A 19,710-nucleotide genomic window follows, 5' to 3' on the forward strand; every position below is an offset into this window, starting at 1 on the left:
TTCATCCTGCGTGAGTCTATGCAATCTATCTTTCAGGCCCGGCGAGAGGTGCTCATGGCCAGAATTGGTCAGGGTGCGGCTGTCTTCGGCGCCGCGCCGATGGTGACTATGCACAGCGATGTGGAGCATCCCTTTCGCCAAGATAGTGATTTCTACTACTTGACTGGGTTTAATGAGCCGCAGGCAGTGGCGGTGTTGGCACCTCACCACGAGGAGCATCGATTTGTATTGTTTGTGCGGCCTAAGGATAAGGAGCAGGAGATTTGGTCGGGCTACCGGGTGGGAGTTGAGGGGACCAAGGAGCGCTATGGTGCCGATGAGGTCTATCCGATTCAGGAGTTGGATCAGCACTTACCCAAGTATCTGGAGAAGGCGGAGCGGCTTTATTATCACTTGGGCTGCGATCGCACCCTAGACGATAAGATTCTGCATCACTGGCAGCAATTACTGGTCGCCTATCGCAAACGGGGCACCGGACCAGTAGCTATCGAAGATGCGCAACTGGTACTGCAACAGCAGCGACGGGTGAAGCAGCCCGAAGAGATCGAGCTGCTGCGCCAGGCCATCGCCATCTCTGCCAAAGCCCACAACCACGCCCGCGAGATCACTCAACCTGGGCGCTACGAATATGAAATTCAAGCCGAGATCGAGCATCTCTTCCGCTTGCAGGGAGCTATGGGACCGGCCTATCCCTCCATCGTGGCCTCTGGTTCCAATGCCTGCATCCTGCACTACATCGACAACAACCGCCAGATGCAAGCGGGAGATCTGCTGTTGATCGATGCCGGTTGCGCCTACCAGTACTACAACGCCGACATCACTCGCACCTTTCCTGTGGGCGGCCACTTCAGCCCCGAACAACGCATCCTCTACGAGCTGGTGCTCGAAGCCCAGCGGCAAGCCATCGATGCCGTCAGACCCGGTCAACCCTTCAATGCCTTCCATGACGCCGCCACCCGTGTCATCACCGAGGCGCTAGTGGACCTAGGTTTGCTCCAGGGAGAGATAGACACCCTGATCGAGGAGAAAACCCACAAAGCCTTCTTCATGCATGGCACCGGCCACTTTTTGGGGTTAGACGTCCACGATGTCGGCACCCTACGCAATCCAGACAAGAGCTGGCAACCCTTCCAGCCTGGCAACGTCGTCACCGTCGAGCCCGGCATTTACATCGCCCCCGACTACGAACCTGCCGAGGGTCAACCTGTCGTAGATGAGCGCTGGCGAGGGATTGGCATTCGCATCGAAGACGATGTGCTGGTGACAGCCGCGGGGCACGAGGTCCTGACAGCTGCTGTTCCCAAGTCTCTGGAGGCAATGGAATCCTAAGACTGACGCAGCTTCCACACTAAGCTAGACATCAAGTTAGTAACAATATGGGCCAGCAGTGGTACCAGTAAGTTACCGGTGATCAAGGCACTCATGCCCAACACCAGCCCGATCACCGTGGCCCAGATGCCATAGGGCCATTGTTCTAGGCTGCTGAGGTGGAGAACGCCAAAGCACAAGCTGGATATGACCACGCCGAACCCAGTGAGGCCGATAGCCGGCAACATCACCCCACGAAATAATAGTTCTTCACTCAGCCCCGGCAATATCCCCAACCACAGCACATCTATCGCCGTTAGCGGGGACAATACCAATTGCAAATACACATCGGCACTGCGGCGATAGGCGGGCCAGAGTTGATAGGCCAGGGCACTAGCCAGGGTGATAGCTGCCCCCAGCCCCAGACCTAAGAGGCCATCAATCAGAGACAGGTGCAGCGGCAGCAATGATATCGGATCTAGCCACAGCCACAGCCGAGCAATCAGCAGCAAAATCAAGGCAGTAATGCCGATGGCCGCTAAGATCTGTACCCGACTGAGGGAATCGATAGGGGGCTGATCAGGGGAGGGGGGAGGAGTCACACACAATGCTCTAGTCATACTGGGGCTATCTTAACGAACCCCAGTTCCCATCGAGTTGGCTACCGAGAGATCGGGAATAGCAGCATGAGCAGCAATGGGGGCCACCCCCTGGCTAGACTGTTGCAATAGGTGACCGCTGACCCCAGCCCGATGGGCAGCTAGAAACCCAATGGCTTCCAGATAAGAGGCCACGATGACCGCGTCGATCCCCACCGCGGCCGGAGATACCTGCATCGTAGTTTGGTTTTCAGCCACGGCAATGATTAAGGGCCGCTGGCGGCTTAAGCTCAACACGCCACTGCCACCACAGGCTGTCGCCGGCACTACCACGGCATTCACTTGATCGGCCCAGAGAGCTTGATGGTCATCATTGGGCGACGTGGCAAAGTTGGGGGCTTGGCTGAGCCCCGCCAACACGCAGGGTAAGAAGGTATAGCCAGTTTCCTCGGCGGCAGACTTTGGCGAAATACTGGGCTCCAGTGGCAAGGGCTGTAGGGCGGGGGCATGGGCACAGGGCACCTGAAAAGTGCGGACCACCAGGTGGCTAATCACGGCTTCAGCCCCCGCCAAGGGATCGACCCCCTGGCCCTGGCGATAGGCCTGTAGCACCGCACTATCCTCATCATCTGGAAAGCGGGCCACCACGGCAATGGCCTCGGCTCCAGCGGTAATCAGCCGAGCCGCGGCTCGCAACAGGCTATCGGGTCGTGCAATCGTGCCCCAAGTTGCCCCCGAAGCCGCTGTCTGCAAGGTTACTCCTAACGGGGCATCCGTGACCATATAGCCGGTTAGATCCAATCCCAGAGTAGCCCGAGCAGCGTCGGCCGCCTGGAGATGGCGCCAGCGTAGTTCGGTCTCGACGGCCTGGTCCAGTAGTAACCCGACCCGGTTTTGGGGTACAGGACGCAGCCCCCACTGGCCGGCACAAAACCGATCGAGGCCGTAGCCTTCGACGTAATGGGCATTCGCCAAGGGCCAGTAGAGCTGGGCACCGTTGAGCACATTGGGATGGGTAATCAGATGATCTACCACCCCAGCCATAGCCCGGGCCACAGGCAAGGCATCCCCGGCATAGCCACCGATGCTGGCACCAATCCCCGTGGGGACAATCAGAACTGCAGTGTAGGTCATCGGGGCCAGGTAGGTGTAACCTGCTAAGGCTGCCCTTGGGTCACGACGGCCTCCACTTGAGCCGTCTGGCGCCCGTCATCCACAGCAGTGATGGCCCAGCGCAGGGGCTCTCCTCGCTGCTGCAATTCTGCTTCAACGGCTGCAGACAAGTCAGTAGTCACGGCGTTGAGGTCGATTTCGGCGGTGATGAAGTGGGTAGTCATGGTGCTATTGAGCTTGGCCAAATTGCTTCTGGTAAACGATATCTTCTTTTTCGGTTTCTAGCTTTAGGTCTGAGCGAGGATAGGCTACACACAGTAAGGCATACCCTTCCTCCTGTAGTTCTGGGCTGACTCCCATGCCATCGCTTTGATCGACATTACCCTCTAACAACAGGGCGGCACAGGTGGTGCAGACGCCAGCACTGCAGGAAAACGGCAGGTCTAAGCCAGCCTCATGGGCCGTGGCTAGTACCGTTTTGTCATCGGCAACGGTGAGGGTATGGACGTCGCCTTGGTGGTGGATTTCAACGGTGTAGGTAGTTGCCATAGGGCTGTTAGCAAACTGTCTGTCGTCTCAGTGTCGTCGTCTCAGTGTCGTCGTCTCAGTGTCGTCGTCTCAGTGTCGTCGTCTCAGTGTCGTCGAGATGTGATTACCAGAGGGATCTCTAACTTGAGATCTGCCCTTGACTCCTGGCTTAGTGCTCTGCGGCAGACATGCAGACATAACACCTCTATCGGCCAGAGTGGTAAGGCGGCATTGAATCTGCCTTCTGCCTTGGTGAGCTAGCCAGTTTCGGGAAAGGTGCGATCGAAATCTTCCAGCAAATCGTCCATTTCTTCTAAGGCCTGATTCACATCAATGCGCAAGGTACCCAAGTCGGGCTGCTCTAGGAGGCGCACCAAGGAGGCTCGCTTGCTTTTAATCTGCTGGATGCGATCGCGAATGACTTGTACATCCATGAAACCCCATTTGCCAATTCATCTCTCCTAACAGGATACAGCCGTTTGCAATCGCTATCCCCTATTCGGACGAGACACAACGGGGGATGATGGGACAAGACTATCGATAACCAGGACCCCTATGTTTCGTCAAATCCCTCTAGGAGGCATACTGCTCATGGTTGGCAGTGTACTCACCGTCATCGGCTTTATTGCCTATTTTCAAGAACGCGCCACACTAAATCTAGTGGGATTTTTCTGCGGGATTCCTATACTATTGGGAGGGCTGGCCCTGAAAGCCGCCGAATTGGAGCCAGTCCCCTATTCTCGGCCCACAGCGCTTGCTGTTCTGGAGCGGCGCCAACACCAGGCCACGCCAATCCAGAAACAACTGCGTCAAGACATTACCCGCTACCGCTATGGCCAGCAAGCTCACCTGGATGAGGTGTTAGAGCGCTTGGGCCTGAGCCCCACCGATGAGGAACGCCCCGTCCTCGCTGGACTCCACGAGGATGATATCGATGGCAACTACGGACTAGTGCTGGAATTCAGATCTCCCCATGTGCCCCTCAGCCTCTGGCAAGAGAAACAAGCCCGCATCGAAACCTTCTTCGGCCCTGGCGTGCGAGCCCAGATCCAGCAACCTGAAACGGACCGGATAGAGCTAGCCCTAGTCAGCCAACCGCACTCGCCATCATCCCAGCAGGAGGGATGAGACGATAGAATTCCTCTGGGCAAAGGGAGTATCATGGTGCCAATTTGTCTGTTTTGGGACTATGGCTCCTCAACTCCGTGTGTTCGTCCCCCCTCACCCCCTGATTCAACATTGGTTAGGGGTGGCTCGCGATGGCTCTACCCCGTCAACGCTCTTTCGCAGTGCCATGGCAGAATTAGGGCGCTGGCTCACCTACGAAGCCACTCGAGAATGGCTGCCCACCCTAGAGACCACCGTTGCAACTCCGTTGGGGCCCTGTGCCGCCACCTTTGTCAATCCAGACGTGCCCGTGGTAATCGTTCCCATCCTGCGGGCAGGGTTGGCCTTGATGGAGGGAGCCCAGGCGCTACTGCCGCTAGCATCTGTCTACCATGTCGGATTTGTGCGCAATGAGGAGACCCTAGAAGCCAGCTGCTACCTGAATAAACTGCCAGACAAACTTCCCCCTGAAAGCCGGGTGCTCATCAGTGAACCGATGTTGGCCACAGGCGGCACGATTATGGCCCTGATGCAGGATCTGATCCAACGGGGAGCCGATCCTGCCTATATCCGCATTATCTCGGTGGTAACCGCACCAGTAGCCCTGCAAAAGCTGGCTGACACGTATCCGACCCTGAATATCTATGCGGCTGCCATTGATGAGGGCTTAGATAACCAAGGGTATATCGTGCCTGGCTTAGGCGATGCCGGCGATCGCACCTTTGGCACCTAAAATCGTAGTCGACGGGGCAACCCCTTGGTCACAATAACGTGTAAAGTCGACACAGCTTTTGCCGCAGACCGAATCCGTAGTGAAGGAGGGGCATAGATAATCATGAGTCAACAAGACAACTTTGCCGGTGGGTTTATCGTCGGCAGCATCTTTGGAGGGCTTGTCGGGGGAGTCGCGGGAGCCTTGATTGGGGCACGGTTACAGCGACGAGGTCTAATGCCTGACGATGATCTAGATACCGAAGCCCTCGGTGAAGCTACCGAAGAGCGGATGGAATCTGCCCGCCAGGGACTAGAAGATAAGATCGCTCAACTCAACGACGCCATCGATGACATGCGGCAGCAGTTGGGCGGCGTCAATGGCTATTCCCAATCCTCCTCCCCGTCAGACCACTCATCCATGAGCGATGCTTGACTCTGGCCTTGGTCATCCTTAACATTGACGGCATCTCGGTAAGATCCGTTAAACTGAAGGGTAAGCCTTTGGCGCAATCGCTTATTTATTGGGAGTTTCTCCATGGGGTCGTCGTTACTGGGTTTGATAGCTCAAACCTTCTCCACGTTCCTAAGCATTTATTTTGTACTGCTGATCATTCGGATTCTGCTGAGCTGGTTTCCCAATGTGGATTGGCTAAGTCCGCCGTTTTCGGTGCTGAGTCAGCTGACCGATCCCTATCTCAACCTCTTTCGCTCGATTATTCCTCCTCTGGGAGGCATCGACCTGTCTCCGATTCTGGCCTTCTTGGTATTACAACTGCTGCGCAGCGGCGTCACTGAATTAGCCGCCCTGGCCTATCCCATGTACTGATCCGGTGTACTGATCCGGGGCTGAATCCCAGCCTGGGAGCCGTGGGGTCATGCAGGCGATGGCTGCCGGAAGCCATGAATCTCACGGATGACTTGAGTCCAACCTTGGGCTAAAGAGTCTAGTATCTGCTCTCCCTTTTCCGGAGTAGCTGCGATCGCATCTCCCACGACTCCACTGCGGCTAAGATCCCGAGTAGTCCAGGCAAAGGGGAGCGCTCCCTCCAGACTCAGTAACCCCTCTGGTAAGCCAGGGGGATACTCTTTGATGGCCTGCGCCATGCGCACTTGCTCCGGCAGAATGGCCAGCATGACGCTAGTCTCCGCGTCCCCAGCATGAATTCCCAAGGCCTGCTCTTGCGCCGACAGTAGGCTGGCAGCCTGGTTGGGCACATTCCAGGTAAATAGGGGAAACACCAGGAAATCTGGATAGCGTTGGTGCAGATCCCGGGCGGCGATGTCGAGCACTTGGGGCTGCCCCCCATGGCCATTCATCAGCACCCACTTGCGAAAGCCAGCTCGATACAGGCTGTCGCCAACCTCCATCAGCACCGCTAGTAGGGTCTGGGCCGAAAGAGTAATTGTCCCTGGGAAATGCAGGTGTTCATTGGATTTGCCGTAGTAGAGGGGGGGCAGTCCGTAGGCGGGCACCGTAGCCTCCAAGGACTGCAGCGCTTGGGCCAGCACATAGGTGCTGATGGCAGCATCGACCCCGAGAGGTAGGTGGGGACCATGTTGCTCAACGGCGCCTAGCGGTTGCACTAAGACTACATTGGCCGGATCGGGCATTGCCTCGATGTCGCACCAAGTGAGGTAGGGGAAATAGCGCTCCGGTGGAATGGGGTGGTGCATAGTAGATTGGGAAGATTATCTTTTCTTCATAGTTATAGCCTTGACAGCATCTCGGGAAATTGTAAATATGAATACAGAAATTAAATCGTTCATCTTCTAGAGCCTATCAATAAACACGTTTAGGCATTGGAAGACGGAAGTAGGGAAGCTCCCGAAGGAACGCGCCTCACTTACTTCGTTGCACTCAGAGAGGCGAATCATGCATTTACGTTATCGCGGTGTTGACTACGAAACCGAAACCCAAAACTTAGATATGACTGAAGAGGTCATCGGTCGTTATCGTGGCGCTGTCGTCAAGCGTCATGTGGCCAAGAATGCTCCTGCCCAAGGCCGGGCCAGTGGTTTAGTTTACCGGGGGGCTCGCGTCAAGTAAGCCTAGTCTACTAGGGACTATTGGCTCGATGGCCACGCCGAGTCAACTGTACACAATCTAGGTGGTTGTTTGAACTACCTTAATTAGCACCTCAGTGAGGTGCTTTTTTAATGCACTATGCTCAAGTAGGAACTGCTGGAGGAATCTGTGCCTCTGTTTTGGTTTTGTTTGGGCTTAGTGATTGGACTGGCCTTGTGGCTACGGGATCAAACCCGTCGTTCGGCCCGTCTTCGCTCCCTATTGCGTAAGCTATCGGGAGATGGGGATCCGTCCCACCTGTCTACGGTAGCCCAGCTATCTAGTGCCATCACCCATCAACAGCAGCAACTGCAGGGGCTAGAGCAGCAGTTACGCTATTACCGGCAAGTGTTGCAGGCGGCGCCGGTTGGTTATTTGCAAGTTGATGATGAAAACCAACTCCTGTGGTGCAATGACCAGGCCGCTCAGATGTTGGGGATTGCCCCTATTAGTCGGTCTCAATCGCCGCGACTCTTATTGGAGTGGGTGCGCTCCTTTGAACTGGACCAACTGATCGAGGAAACTCGCCAAAGCCAAACTCCCCAGCAGCAGGACTGGATGCTGTATCGAGTCTCTCCAGATCCCTTACATCCCCGGGATGGACCGTCATACCCCCTGCGTAGCCGTAGTTTTCCCCTGGAAGCGGGGCAAGTAGGGGTGTTTCTGGAAAATCGTCAAGAGGCGATGACGCTGCAACAGCAACGAGACCGTTGGATTTCGGATGTGGCCCACGAGTTGAAGACGCCGTTGACCTCGATTCGGTTGGTGGCAGAAACCCTGAAACCGCGTATCGATCAACCGCTACAGGGTTGGATTGATCGGCTATTGAACGAAACGATACGGCTGAGCAATTTGGTAGAAGATCTGCTCAACCTTAGCCGTTTGGAGGGATCCGATTTTCAGGGCCTGCAGCTCAAACAGGTGGATCTGCCCCAGCTGATTGGGGCCGCCTGGCAAAGTTTAGAACCTCTGGCTAAAATCAAGCACTTGCAGCTGAGCTATCGCGGTCCTCAGGAGCTATTGATTCAGCTGGACGAAACACTCATGTATCGGGTATTGATCAATCTTCTAGATAATGCCATTAAGCATAGTCCGGCTCAGGCATCTGTTTATGTAGAGTTGCACCCGTATTTGAGGCCCTCTGGCGAGGATGTCGAGTCAACAGCTTGGGTGACGCTGGAGGTTATGGATACTGGTCCAGGGTTTAAGGACAGGGATTTACCCCATATTTTTGAGCGCTTTTATCGGGCCGATCAAGCTCGTACGCGTGGTGTAGCGTCGCTCTCGAGCCAGACGAACCGCAGTGGTGGTTCCGGGTTGGGGTTGGCCATTGTGCGCCAGATTATTGATACCCACCAGGGGCGTATCCAGGCCAATAACCATCCGGATACGGGCGGCGGCTGGTTGAAGATTGAACTACCGAAAGTGCTACTCTGTTCCCTGCCGGATCATGAGTGAGGCCTCTTGTAATCAGCATATTTACCTGCTTCAATAAGGGCGGTTCCTCAGGCGATGGACAAACCTGGGTGGGTTGGTGATGGCAGAACGCTTGCAAAAGCTCTTGTCCCAATGGGGCCTGGCGTCTCGACGCCAGGCGGAGCAAATGATTCGAGAGGGGCGAGTCGTCGTTAACGGTGCGATCGCAGATCTCGGCCAAAAAGCCAATCCTGCCGTAGATATGATTCAGCTAGATGGTCGAGTCCTAGAGCCGGTCATGCCTGACCGCTGGGTCTGGCTACTCAATAAGCCCGCCGGCGTGGTGTCCACCTGTCACGATCCGCAAGGGCGACCGACAGTTATCGATCACCTGCCTCAGGATCTACGCCAAGGGCAAGGCATCCATCCAGTTGGCCGCTTAGATGCCGACTCTACCGGAGCATTGCTCTTGACCAACGATGGTCAGCTCACCTATCAACTGACCCATCCCCGGCACCACATCCCCAAACAATATCATGTGTGGGTACGGGGGCAACCGAGCGCTGCCACCCTGAGGCAGTGGTCCCAGGGAATTATGTTAGACGGTCGTCAGACCCAACCAGCCCAAGTGACCCGACTCACCCATAACTCCCAACAAACCCTGTTGGAGATCACCCTCTGGGAAGGTCGCAATCGTCAAATCCGCCGGACTGCCGATCAGTTAGGCCATCCTGTGCTTAGCCTGCATCGGATCGCCATCGGTCAGCTGGCTCTAGGCTCCTTGGCAAGCGGTAAAAGCCGTCCCCTAACCAGGGATGAGATCACTCGGCTCCAGGCTGAGGCAGGGACCCCTAAGACAGCTGCCATTGATTCCTCGTCGTGCTTTCGCTAGTTTCCCTGTATCATGTTCTTCTATATGAAACACAAGCAGCCCCAGTTAGAAACGATTTACCGAGAGCAGTTACTCGAGATTGGTGAGATTCTGCGGCAAACTCGGGAAGCCCAGCACCAGTCCCTCGAGCACCTGGCCGGTCAAACTCTGATTCGAGCGAAAGTGTTAAGCTCCCTGGAAACGGCAGATTTGGAAGAGTTGCCCGAGCCCGTGTATATTCGCGGCTTGATTCGTCGCTATGGTAATGCACTCGGCTTAGATGGCGAGACCCTAGCCAGCCAGTTTTTTACCCCGGCGACCCTGCGACGGCGAGTCTCCTGGAAAGAGTCCCCGGCTGCTCAATTGCGGCCCCTGCACCTTTACGTGGCCTATATTCTACTGATGGTAGTCGCCATCAGTGGCTTGTCCTATGTGTTGAAGCGGACAGCACCAACCACCAGCCAGCTCCCGGCCTTAGAACCTCTGGCTCCCAATGCGACTGAGCCCCAGTCGCCTGCCTCTACACCGACGACGATGGAGCCAGAGAACCCAGCAGCGAGTAGCCAGCCAGACAAACCCATCCGGGTTGAGATGACCCTAACTGCTCAATCCTGGATTCGCATCATTGCCGATGGCACCACCACCTTCGAAGGAGTGCTACCGGAAGGGGAGCAACGGTTGTGGACCGCCGATGAGCGCCTGGTGATTCGGGCTGGTAATGCTGGGGGCGTTATGGTTAGCTACAACGACGGTAGTCAAGAAACCTTGGGTAAACCCGGTATGGTGACCGAAGTCGCCTTTCCCCCCAACCTAGATAATCCCGTTAGCCTTGCCTTCTAGCCACCAAGGCAGAATTAGGAAGGCACTAGGACTGTGCCCGCGCGTAGGGCGAAGCCCGTGCGAAGCAGCAGGCCGCAGGGACTATGGTGCCTGCGGTAGACCCAAGATCTCACCATCGCCCGCAATCACCTCACCGATGGCATAGGCATCTACAGCTTGCTGATGAAATTTAGTAATTGCCTGCTCAGCAGCATCAGGGGGGACTAAGACGACAAAGCCGATGCCCATATTAAAGGTGTGAAACATGGCGGCAGGATTCACGGCCCCAGCCGCCGCCAACCATTGAAAAATTGGTAGTTGTGGCCAAGCATCTGGGTCAATTTGTAGGGATTGGCCAGACCCGAGGCAGCGAGGTAGGTTTTCAGGCAATCCGCCGCCAGTAATATGAGCCATCCCGTGAATCGGCAACCCGCTACGCCAGGCAGTCAAGACTGGGTCTACATAGATGCGAGTAGGGGTGAGGCAGACCTCTCCCAAGGAGTGGCCTTGCAACATGGCTGGTCGTTCTTGCCAGGGGGAGACGGTTGTCTTAGCGGCGGCCTCCACAATCTTGCGCACCAGACTAAAGCCATTGCTGTGGACTCCTTGACTCGCCAATCCAATGGCAACATCCCCCAACTGCACCTGATCACCATCCAAGCGTTGCTGCCGCTCGACGATGCCGACACAGAAACCAGCTAGGTCATAGACTCCTGCTCCATAGAACCCTGGCATTTCAGCGGTCTCTCCCCCTAAGAGGGCACACCCAGCTTGACGACAACCATTGGCAACGCCAGCGACCACTTCTGTTAACTGGGTGGCCTCTAATTTGCCCGTGGCTAGATAGTCTAGGAAAAATAACGGCTCTGCCCCGCAGGTGAGAATGTCGTTTACGCACATGGCGACCAGATCCACGCCAACCGTGGTGTGGCGATTCAGGGCTTGGGCCAGCTTCAATTTTGTGCCAACGCCATCGGTCCCGGCGACTAACACGGGATCTTGATAGCCGCTTGGGAGCCGACAGCAGCCACTAAATCCTCCCAAGTTGCCGAGTACTTCTGGGCGCTGAGTGCTCTCGACTAGATGGCGAATCGTCTGCACAAAGGCTCGTCCAGCCTCGACATCAACACCGGCGTCACGATAATCCATAAGGGCCTCATCCTTATCCTTGGGACTCCATGGTTAACCCGATGTCCCACCCCGTTCTGAAGCATATTATCCCGTCTCTAGGCTCAGCGGTGGAGTCTCTTGCAAGGCCAGTCTTGAGTTGGCCACGCTACGGTGACCTGGTGTTGCCATTGTCTCAATCCGCCTCACCTCAGTGCCAGGTATCCCTTCCCTAGGCAGTCTCCGAATCTGGGCGTTGCTGTTGCCAAATCACGCATCAAGTTGCAGTTTCAACAAGTTGCATAGACGCGAGGGACGTTTTCATCAACAAGTTGCATAATTTTGACCGTTTCAACGGAAAACTCTGCAAAAACGTTCCCGACTATCGATTGGTTTTCCAGAAGATCTTTCTGCAAGCCATAAGGTATCTTAAATAAAATTTACGTCTTGTCACTTGGAATAATGGATGGAAGTCTCTTCTCTAGGGACTTTGGCTCAAACATAAATTTTTCATGAATGGATCGGCCGGCCTCGCTACACCTAAATCTTCCCTGATCCCCGCAGCTTTAGGTTCGTGCTAACTTACATGGTCGTTCTACCTGTGAGAGTGAAGTCGAAATGGGTATGAGTTTTGACGGGCTTTTTAGCTTGTCTGCGGCTGACCTGAGTCGTTGCTCTTACCCCTATGTTGCGCTCTTGAGAGTTTTATGAAGCACCATGTCATTGGCAGCCTCACAGCTGCCTTTGTGATGTCAGCGTTCTCCGCTCCACTGTCTAGTCATGCCCAGCAGATTGAGGACAGGGAGCCTGCTCGCCAGATTGATGCCTCCAGTTCGTTGGATCGCGAAGACGAGAACTCGCCGGAGCCAACTGCTTTTGAGTCGGCTAGGGGGCATCGGGCCACATCGACTCCCGCCCGTGATATTATCTACATTCATTCCCATGCCCTAGATGATCGACAAGCCGCAACGCTCTACGTACAAGGCATTCCAGTATTGACGTTTGTTGGTGGTGAATTAGCTAGCCTGGATCAGGGAAAACGCAGCGCTGAGGCCTCGGCGGAGGTCAGCCAAGAACCGGTGCTGCGGGCCACTGCGGTGGGCGCTCGGATTGAGCAGTTTCAGCAGAACCAGGGCAATGCCGAAACGATTGCTGCCCGGTGGGACGATGAGGCGGAGCGGTATGTGATCTCCCTGGCAGATGACGACTTGGTGGTCATCAACAGCCAGACCATCTTGCCAGATACCACCGGCAGTGTGCCTCGAGATACCTTGCATGTGGCCAATCGCCTGCGGCGGCTGTTAGGGAGTGCGGCACCGTTAGATGCGATCGCAGGTCGTCCGCAAGCGATGGCGAATCAAGTCGCCATTGCCTCTGTCAGTAGTGGCATGGCCTCTTGGTATGGACCAGGGTTTCATGGTCGTCGCAGCGCCAGTGGTGAGGTGTTTAACCAGCACGCCCTCACGGCTGCCCACCGCACCTTGCCCTTCGGTACCCGAGTGCGGGTGACGAATCTACGCAACAACCAACAAGTCGTCGTCCGTATCAATGATCGAGGGCCCTATTCCCATGGTCGGGTCATCGATCTCTCGGCAGGGGCTGCCCGGGCCATCGGACTGGCCCGCATGGGGGTCGGCCCAGTCAGGCTCGAGGTGCTACAAACCCCTTAGAGACATCGGTGGCCAGGCAGCTTAGGACAGAGCCGATTAACCCAATAGCTCAGTCTAGGACGGCTGACTGGCTCGCCACCGGGCCCAGCATATAACCCCTAAAACCAAGCCGGGCCGTTACTGGAGTCAGCGAACAGAACCATCTGGACACGCTGGTTCTCGGCTCGGCTCTCTCGTCGATACAGCTCCCTAGAGTTGCCAGGGCGCCGGGGAGCAGAGTTGCCGCTTGATCTGAGAGCATCGGTAGACGCCGTCCGCTGCACTCCTCTGCCAATGCTCACCGGATTAGCGACCGACTTCTCGCCAAAGCTCAGCCTGATGGAGTAAGACGTCTCCTTTGCCGTAACAGGATGGCCCCTTGACTACCCCCGAGATACACGCAAGCATAGCTTCAGCTTTTTCTACCGCCGTTGCCCGATGATGCTGATTGTTTTTCTCAGAACTCCATTGGCTTCCCCGCGAGAATAAGTAGATGAACTCCAGCTTAATTCTGTCGAACGCTTTAAACCCTCCCGTTCTATTAGTGCGGTGACCTTTGTGACGGCCACCACCTTTTTGGTCCGGCTAAATATCGACTTTGGGGGACACATGGTCGCCGCCTTGGCCTTGATGGAATCACCGGCGATTATTGTCGGTTTGTTGTTAGTGCGACTCTTTACGAATCACCATGCCCAACAGGACAATCACAATCCGGAAGCATCTTCTTGGGGAGAAGTGCTGCGCGAGTCTTTCCTGAATGGCTCCGTGTTTCTATTGGTGGGGAGTCTGCGGGTGGGGATGGTCACCAGTGATCAAGGTTGGCAAAGTCTGCTTAATCTAATCCAACGCATGGGGGTTAAATTGCCAGCCATGACCAGGTTTCCGCAGGGGCTAGTACACGGACTCAGGTTTGACAACCTGCGAGGAGACTTCTTTGGTGGCATCACCGCCGCCATCGTCGCCCTGCCCCTCGCCCTCGCCTTCGGCGTCGCCTCCGGGGTTGGTCCCATCGCTGGTTTGTACGGCGCCATCAGTGTCGGGTTTTTTGCGGCTCTATTTGGGGGCACCCCTTCCCAAATTTCTGGCCCCACCGGCCCCATGACCGTGGTGATGGCGTCGACCGTGACCTCCCTGATGGCCCGAGATCCAGAGACCGGCCTGGCCATGGCCTTCACTGTCGTCATGCTCGGCGGTGTGTTTCAGATCCTGTTCGGGGTCCTCCGCCTGGGTAAATACATTACCCTGATGCCCTACACCGTCATCTCCGGTTTCATGTCGGGCATTGGGGTGATCATCATCGTGATCGAAATCGGCCCCCTACTCGGCTACGAGGGCACGGCGGACGTGGTCAACTCGCTGCTGCAGCTCCCCACGGTCTTGGCCGATATTGATCCCGTGGCGGCGGGATTAGGCGGGTTGACCCTAGCCATTGTCTTTGCCGCCCCTCCCCGCCTCAATCGGATATTACCGGCTCCCCTGATTGCCCTCGTCTTCTGTACCCTGTTATCGGTCTGGGGATTCCCCCACAGTGAGATTCCGCGCATCGGCGATATCCCCTCTGGATTTCCCAGCCTGCAACTGCCCCAACTAGAGTGGAATACCCTCAGGGATCTGCTGATCTATAGTGTCATGCTGGCCATCCTGGGCGCCTTGGATTCCCTCATGACCTCGCTAGTAGCCGACAACATCACTCGCACCCAGCACCACTCAGACCGAGAACTGATCGGGCAGGGCATCGGTAACCTGATCTCGGGACTGTTGGGCGGCTTGCCCGGGGCAGGGGCCACCATGCGCACAGTCATTAATGTCCAAACCGGTGGCAAAACCCCCCTGTCTGGCATCATCCATGCCGGAGTGCTGGGCCTGATCGCGTGGAAAGCCGGTGCCCTGACAGAGCCCATTCCCCAGGCAGTGCTGGCCGGCATTTTGATCAAGGTGGGCATCGACATTATTGACTGGGGATTTCTCAGGCGGGCCCACCGTCTATCTACCAAGGGGGCCGGAGTCATGTACCTAGTCTTGGTCCTGACAGTATTTGTAGACTTGATTACCGCCGTGGCGGTGGGCGTATTTGTGGCCAATTTGCTCACCATCAAAAACCTAACCGACCTGCAACTGCAGCAGACGCGGGCGGTGACCCAGGGAGACGATGAAGACTGGCTGTCGTCGGAAGAGCAGGGGCTGCTGAAGGCGGCTAAGGGGCGGATTTTGATGTTCCATTTGAGTGGCCCCATGAGCTTCGGTGCCGCTAAGGCCATTTCGCGGCGGCTTTCGATCGTAGAAAATTATGAAATCCTAATTCTCGATCTCAGTGAGGTGCCTAGATTGGGCGTGACGGCGCTGTTGGCCATCGAAGCCATGCTCAAGGATACCTTTGCCCAAAAACGGCAAGTCTTCTTGGTGGGGGCCACAGGCCAGGTGCAGCACCGACTGCAACAGTTAAGCATCGTACGACGCTTGCCCCTCGACCACTGGGTGCCTCAGCGGCTAGAGGCTCTATATCAAGCCCTAGCGCTAATTCGAGGATACGCGCCTGCCGTAGAACCGCACCGGCGCACTGACTAGTGGCATAGAAACTCGCTCTATGTGATGTGTGGTATCCATGTCGGAGTAGCCCTGCAGGGTATGGGGCTAATCGCAGTGGCTTGTCCGTTGAGCTAGTACCGCTCATGGACCAACTGTCCCAGCACATAGGTGGCCTGCACGGCCCGATCATCCCCTAGGATCACCAGGGAGAATACCTGGTCCGCTAGCGCCTCCAGAGACCTCGGTACGGCGGCGGTGTTGCGAAAGGCTAGCAGCGGCGTCGCCTGGGGGTCCAGCACGATAAAGTCGGCGTCCTTGCCCTGATCGAAGCTGCCCAAGTGGCCGTCTAGGCTCAGAGCTCTAGCCCCGCCCAGGGTAGCCAAAAACAGCGCCTGGAAAGGGGATAGGCTCTGACGCCGCAGCTGCGCCACCTTATAGGCTTCGTTGGTGGTTTGCAGCATGGAGAAGCTGGTACCGGCGCCCACATCGGTGCCTAAGCCCAGCTTCACCGGATGGCTGGGTGACTTGGCCTGCTCCAGCTTGAACAGGCCGCTGCCTAGAAATAGATTGGAGGTGGGACAAAAGGCAATGGCTGATTGGGCCTGGGAAAGCCGCTGGAATTCGGCCTCGCTCAACTGCACCCCGTGGGAAAGACAGAAGCGATCGGTGACCAGGCCGGCCTGATCATAGACATCCAGATAGCCCTTACTCTGGGGAAAAAGCTCTGCGATCCAGGCGACTTCCTCTTGATTTTCGGACAGGTGAGTGTGCAGATAGACATCAGGAAACTCCTGTAGCAGTTGCCTGGCCCGCTGCAGTTGGGCCTCGCTGGAGGTGGCGGCGAAGCGGGGAGTGACGGCGTAGCGCAGCCGTCCCCGTTTATGCCATGTCTGAATCAGAGCTTTGGTGTCTGTATAGGAAGGACGCGGCCGTATCGCAGAAGATAGGTTGGGGGCATGGCGGTCCATCATTACCTTGCCGGCAATCATGCAGAGGTGGCGGGCCTCGGCGGCCTCGAAGAAGGCCTCCACGGATTGGGGAAACACCGTGGCAAAGACCAGGGCGGTGGTGGTGCCGTGACTCAGCAGTTGATCGAGAAAGAACTCGGCCACCTCTTTGGCATAGGCTTTATCTTGAAAGCGCTTCTCGGTGGGAAAGGTGTATTGGCTCAACCACTGCAGCAGCTGCTCGCCGTAGGCGGCCATCATGCCGGTCTGGGGATAGTGAATATGGGTGTCGATGAAGCCGGGGGTGATCAGCCGGCCTAGGTAGGCAGTAACAGGGATATGGCCGTAGGTGCTCTCGAGGTCGTTGTAGGGGCCAAAGGCTTTGATAATGCCGGATTCGATCACCAGCAAGCCATCGGGGACGTAGCGCACACTCTCGGCTTCGGGAGCGTAGAAGGGATCCTCGATGAAGTCGAGGAAGGCACCGCGAATGGCCTGGAGACGGGGGGCATCAGTTGAGGCAGGAGGAGAGGACATTTGGGGAAGACGGAGGGGGGAGTGGGGGAGTGGGGGAGTAATGGGGTGTAGGCGGAGCCTGCCCGGAGGGCTTAGGGGTGATGGGGAGGGCGGAGGACAGTGATGAGTTTTGAGTTTTGAATCCCCGCCTTGCTCCTGTGGAGCCGCTTTGCGAACGCGAGGACAAGCTTTGAATTTTGAATTTTGGTTTGGTTCCCTGCCCAACGGTGGATGGGATAGGGTAGGGGCGTGGTTGCCGCGCCCAATGCAGAAAACTCCTCTGCCGATGCGACGCGATCTGGAACGACCAACCAACAGGCCCTTCCGCAGGGTCCAGGGTAGTTCGGCTCTGTTGCTCCTGCGGAGCCGCTGACGCGCTTGGCGAAGCCTGGCTGAAAGCCATACACTATAAGCGCTCTCTCCAGTCGTCTGTAGCGCCATCTCTCAGCCCTGATCTCTAACCGTTGGCTGGGCCTGGTTCTGAGGTCACTGTAGCCTCTGGGGCAGCCTTGGCGGCATTGACATTGAGGCTGCCACCGAAGCGCTCTAGTTCAAACAATTTCACCCCAATCTGGTATTCATACTGGCTCAGCAGGCGGCCGTAAATATAGCCAGCCCGGCCATCCAGGAACCCCAGCTGAAACACATAAAACAGGCAGAACCGTAGCAAGGGTTTGAAGGGTAGCCGCACCCAGATGGTCTTCAGGAAGCGCTTGCGCTGGACCGCATCGCCAAATAGGTTAGCGCCGATGGTGCCGTCGTTGCCCATGCCGTGGAGCAGATTGTAGTAGACCCGGGCTTCCCAGTTGGAATAGCGGTTGTGGCGCTCTAGCCAATGGAAGAGGTCGCGGAAGTCTTCGTGCAACATGTCCTGCTGCAAATAGCCCACCGGGCCATCGATGATCACATGCTCGTGGACTTCGTTGTCGCCGGTGTTGCGGATGTCTTCGGTGTGGAGGTTTTCATAGCGCCCTTTGGCGTGGCGGAAGAGGCGCAGATTCCAGTCGGGATATTTGCCGCCGTGGCGAATCCAGGTGCCCAGGAAGAAGACGCGACGGTTGAGGTAGTAGCCGTCGTAGTCAGAGGATTGGATAGCTTCAGCGATTTCGTCCCACAGTTCTGGGGGAATGCGCTCGTCGCAGTCGACGATCAGCACCCAGTCATGGTGGAAGGGGAGGTTGTCTAAGGCCCAATTTTTTTTCTTAGGCCAGCGACCGTTGAAGTGGAACTGCACTACCTGAGCACCGTAGCGATCGCAAATCTCGCCGGAGCGATCCTCACTTTGGGAGTCGACCACGAAGACTTCGGCGGCGGCAGCCACACTCTCCAGGCAGGCGGGCAGGTTTTCTTCCTCGTTTTTGGCAGGAATCAGCACGGAAACGGGAATCTTACCGGCGGCGGTGGACATGGTCATTCCTCAACGGCGATGGCAACGCAAGACAGACAATTAGGAAGAGGGGTTCCCTTCCTTGAGGGCGAGGGAGGCCGCCTCCGGGGTAGGACGCTGTGAAGCCGCAGTCAGAGGCGCTTTCAGGACCTGACTGAGATACCCTAACTGGCCATAGACATAGGCGGCGTTCTCGAAGCGGGCGGCAGGCTGGAAGCTATATTTTAGAGTCTTGTAGAGGCCCCGCACCAGCCTTTCCCCCAGCTGGCGCCAACGGTGGCGGCGCTGCCCCGAGAGCCGTTCCCGATGGAATTCGCTGATGCCTTGCCACCAGCTGCGGCGCAGGAACCACCTGGGGTGTAGGCGCTCGGGGGCGACGTTGTGGGCCACCAGGGCAGTGGGCACGTAGGCTACCTGCCAGCCATCGGCCAGGGCCCGCTGGGTCATGTAGAGTTCTTCATTGGAGAGGAGGTTAGTGCCAACCCGGGCTAGGGCGAGGTCGAAGCCGCCCATACTGTCTAGGAAGCTGCGGCGCAGAGAATAGTTGAGGCCTCGTGGGGTGAGACCGGGTTGGGTGATGTAGTGCAGCTCGTCCCCCAGGTCGTAGGCCCCCAAGTGGCCCATTAGGTTTTCGGAGAGCAGGCCGGGGCCGATTGGCCCGGCGGCCAGAGCAAGGGTGACCTTGCCCCCTGCGATCGCAACTCGCGGGTTAGCCGCATAGACCCGATAGAGGGCCTGCAGCCAATTGGCACTGGCCTCGGCATCGTCATCCAGATAGGCTAAAATCTGCCCCCGGGCCACAGTGGTCCCCCGGTTGCGGGCCGCCGATAACCCCAGAGTCGCCTCATAGACATAGTGCAAGCGGAGATGGGAACAGCGGGCCTGCACCACAGCCCGGGTGTCGTCGGTGCTGGCATTGTCCACCACGATCACCTCATAGTCGTCCCAGGTTTGGGCCAACAGGCTATCGATGGCGGCCCCCAAATAACCGGCCCGGTTGTGGGTACAGATAATGGCAGACAGAACAGGATCAGACAT

At 56.8% G+C, this 19,710-nt stretch carries 21 protein-coding genes and 1 riboswitch; of the genes, 11 read left to right on the forward strand and 10 right to left on the reverse strand.

What is annotated here, in order from left to right; all coding sequences use genetic code 11:
• Positions 1 to 18 precede the first annotated feature (18 nt).
• Positions 19 to 1,329, forward strand: a complete 1,311-nt coding sequence (locus XM38_RS11840) for an aminopeptidase P N-terminal domain-containing protein (protein ID WP_080806769.1) — start codon at positions 19 to 21, stop codon at positions 1,327 to 1,329.
• Here the strand turns inward: XM38_RS11840 and XM38_RS11845 are convergent.
• From XM38_RS11845 to XM38_RS25980, 5 genes are all read right to left on the reverse strand, one after another.
• Entirely contained in the window at positions 1,326 to 1,910 is a 585-nt protein-coding gene (locus tag XM38_RS11845; protein ID WP_202978878.1) for a CPBP family intramembrane glutamic endopeptidase, read from the reverse strand. The genes XM38_RS11840 and XM38_RS11845 overlap by 4 nt on opposite strands.
• Before the next feature lie 30 nt (positions 1,911 to 1,940).
• Positions 1,941 to 3,041, reverse strand: a complete 1,101-nt coding sequence (locus XM38_RS11850; protein WP_088429939.1) for a DUF3326 domain-containing protein — start codon at positions 3,039 to 3,041, stop codon at positions 1,941 to 1,943.
• A 23-nt stretch (positions 3,042 to 3,064) separates the two neighbouring features.
• A complete protein-coding gene (locus tag XM38_RS11855) occupies positions 3,065 to 3,244 on the reverse strand; it encodes a hypothetical protein (protein WP_080806810.1) in 180 nt (59 codons plus the stop codon).
• 4 nt (positions 3,245 to 3,248) lie between these two features.
• Positions 3,249 to 3,569 (reverse strand): 2Fe-2S iron-sulfur cluster-binding protein, encoded by a 321-nt coding sequence (locus tag XM38_RS11860; RefSeq protein WP_088429941.1) that lies wholly within the window; start codon positions 3,567 to 3,569, stop codon positions 3,249 to 3,251.
• Positions 3,570 to 3,805: 236 nt separating this feature from the next.
• Positions 3,806 to 3,982: a hypothetical protein gene (locus XM38_RS25980; RefSeq protein WP_088429943.1), complete on the reverse strand. Its 177-nt coding sequence runs from the start codon at positions 3,980 to 3,982 to the stop codon at positions 3,806 to 3,808.
• Between the two features lie 121 nt (positions 3,983 to 4,103).
• On the opposite strand from XM38_RS25980, the gene XM38_RS11865 reads away from it, so the two are divergent.
• The 4 genes from XM38_RS11865 to XM38_RS11880 all read left to right on the forward strand — a co-directional run bounded on the left by XM38_RS11865 (position 4,104) and on the right by XM38_RS11880 (position 6,195).
• Entirely contained in the window at positions 4,104 to 4,676 is a 573-nt protein-coding gene (locus XM38_RS11865) for a DUF2854 domain-containing protein (protein WP_088429945.1), read from the forward strand.
• Positions 4,677 to 4,737: 61 nt separating this feature from the next.
• Positions 4,738 to 5,388 carry a uracil phosphoribosyltransferase gene (upp, locus tag XM38_RS11870; RefSeq protein ID WP_088429947.1) on the forward strand — a complete coding sequence of 217 codons (651 nt, stop codon included), beginning with the start codon at positions 4,738 to 4,740 and terminating at the stop codon, positions 5,386 to 5,388.
• 102 nt (positions 5,389 to 5,490) lie between these two features.
• On the forward strand, positions 5,491 to 5,802 hold the full coding sequence (locus tag XM38_RS11875) for a ssl2009 family thylakoid membrane protein (RefSeq protein ID WP_080806760.1): 312 nt from the start codon (positions 5,491 to 5,493) through the stop codon (positions 5,800 to 5,802).
• 102 nt (positions 5,803 to 5,904) lie between these two features.
• Complete coding sequence (locus tag XM38_RS11880; RefSeq protein ID WP_080806758.1) at positions 5,905 to 6,195, forward strand: YggT family protein; 291 nt, start codon at positions 5,905 to 5,907, stop codon at positions 6,193 to 6,195.
• A gap of 47 nt (positions 6,196 to 6,242) precedes the next feature.
• Here the strand turns inward: XM38_RS11880 and XM38_RS11885 are convergent, their stop codons facing one another.
• Positions 6,243 to 7,043, reverse strand: a complete 801-nt coding sequence (locus XM38_RS11885) for a creatininase family protein (protein ID WP_088429949.1) — start codon at positions 7,041 to 7,043, stop codon at positions 6,243 to 6,245.
• Between the two features lie 84 nt (positions 7,044 to 7,127).
• Positions 7,128 to 7,209, forward strand: a riboswitch (Glutamine riboswitch).
• A 33-nt stretch (positions 7,210 to 7,242) separates the two neighbouring features.
• Between XM38_RS11885 and XM38_RS11890 the strand changes: the two genes are divergently transcribed.
• The 4 genes from XM38_RS11890 (at position 7,243) to XM38_RS11905 (ending at position 10,561) form a co-directional block, all read left to right on the forward strand.
• Positions 7,243 to 7,416: a DUF4278 domain-containing protein gene (locus tag XM38_RS11890; RefSeq protein ID WP_080806754.1), complete on the forward strand. Its 174-nt coding sequence runs from the start codon at positions 7,243 to 7,245 to the stop codon at positions 7,414 to 7,416.
• A gap of 147 nt (positions 7,417 to 7,563) precedes the next feature.
• Positions 7,564 to 8,892: a sensor histidine kinase gene (locus tag XM38_RS11895; RefSeq protein ID WP_088429951.1), complete on the forward strand. Its 1,329-nt coding sequence runs from the start codon at positions 7,564 to 7,566 to the stop codon at positions 8,890 to 8,892.
• A 79-nt stretch (positions 8,893 to 8,971) separates the two neighbouring features.
• Positions 8,972 to 9,742, forward strand: a complete 771-nt coding sequence (locus tag XM38_RS11900) for a pseudouridine synthase (protein WP_088429953.1) — start codon at positions 8,972 to 8,974, stop codon at positions 9,740 to 9,742.
• A 24-nt stretch (positions 9,743 to 9,766) separates the two neighbouring features.
• Positions 9,767 to 10,561: a helix-turn-helix domain-containing protein gene (locus XM38_RS11905; RefSeq protein ID WP_187329385.1), complete on the forward strand. Its 795-nt coding sequence runs from the start codon at positions 9,767 to 9,769 to the stop codon at positions 10,559 to 10,561.
• Positions 10,562 to 10,642: 81 nt separating this feature from the next.
• On the opposite strand, the gene purM is transcribed toward XM38_RS11905, so the two are convergent.
• On the reverse strand, positions 10,643 to 11,689 hold the full coding sequence (gene purM / locus XM38_RS11910) for a phosphoribosylformylglycinamidine cyclo-ligase (protein ID WP_080806745.1): 1,047 nt from the start codon (positions 11,687 to 11,689) through the stop codon (positions 10,643 to 10,645).
• 665 nt (positions 11,690 to 12,354) lie between these two features.
• On the opposite strand from purM, the gene XM38_RS26995 reads away from it, so the two are divergent.
• Together XM38_RS26995 and XM38_RS11920 are read left to right on the forward strand one after the other, a co-directional pair.
• Positions 12,355 to 13,317, forward strand: a complete 963-nt coding sequence (locus XM38_RS26995) for a septal ring lytic transglycosylase RlpA family protein (protein WP_080806743.1) — start codon at positions 12,355 to 12,357, stop codon at positions 13,315 to 13,317.
• A 528-nt stretch (positions 13,318 to 13,845) separates the two neighbouring features.
• Positions 13,846 to 15,861: a sodium-dependent bicarbonate transport family permease gene (locus XM38_RS11920; protein WP_137455090.1), complete on the forward strand. Its 2,016-nt coding sequence runs from the start codon at positions 13,846 to 13,848 to the stop codon at positions 15,859 to 15,861.
• Positions 15,862 to 15,953: 92 nt separating this feature from the next.
• Here XM38_RS11920 and guaD read toward each other — a convergent pair whose 3' ends face one another.
• From guaD to XM38_RS11935, 3 genes are all read right to left on the reverse strand, one after another.
• Positions 15,954 to 17,306, reverse strand: coding sequence for a guanine deaminase (guaD, locus tag XM38_RS11925; protein WP_088429955.1), 1,353 nt, complete (start codon positions 17,304 to 17,306; stop codon positions 15,954 to 15,956).
• A 436-nt stretch (positions 17,307 to 17,742) separates the two neighbouring features.
• Positions 17,743 to 18,693: a glycosyltransferase family 2 protein gene (locus XM38_RS11930; RefSeq protein WP_088429956.1), complete on the reverse strand. Its 951-nt coding sequence runs from the start codon at positions 18,691 to 18,693 to the stop codon at positions 17,743 to 17,745.
• Between the two features lie 39 nt (positions 18,694 to 18,732).
• Positions 18,733 to 19,710: a glycosyltransferase family 2 protein gene (locus XM38_RS11935; RefSeq protein WP_088429957.1), complete on the reverse strand. Its 978-nt coding sequence runs from the start codon at positions 19,708 to 19,710 to the stop codon at positions 18,733 to 18,735.

It is taken from the genome of Halomicronema hongdechloris C2206, assembly GCF_002075285.3.
GTDB classification, from domain to species: domain Bacteria; phylum Cyanobacteriota; class Cyanobacteriia; order Phormidesmidales; family Phormidesmidaceae; genus Halomicronema_B; species Halomicronema_B hongdechloris.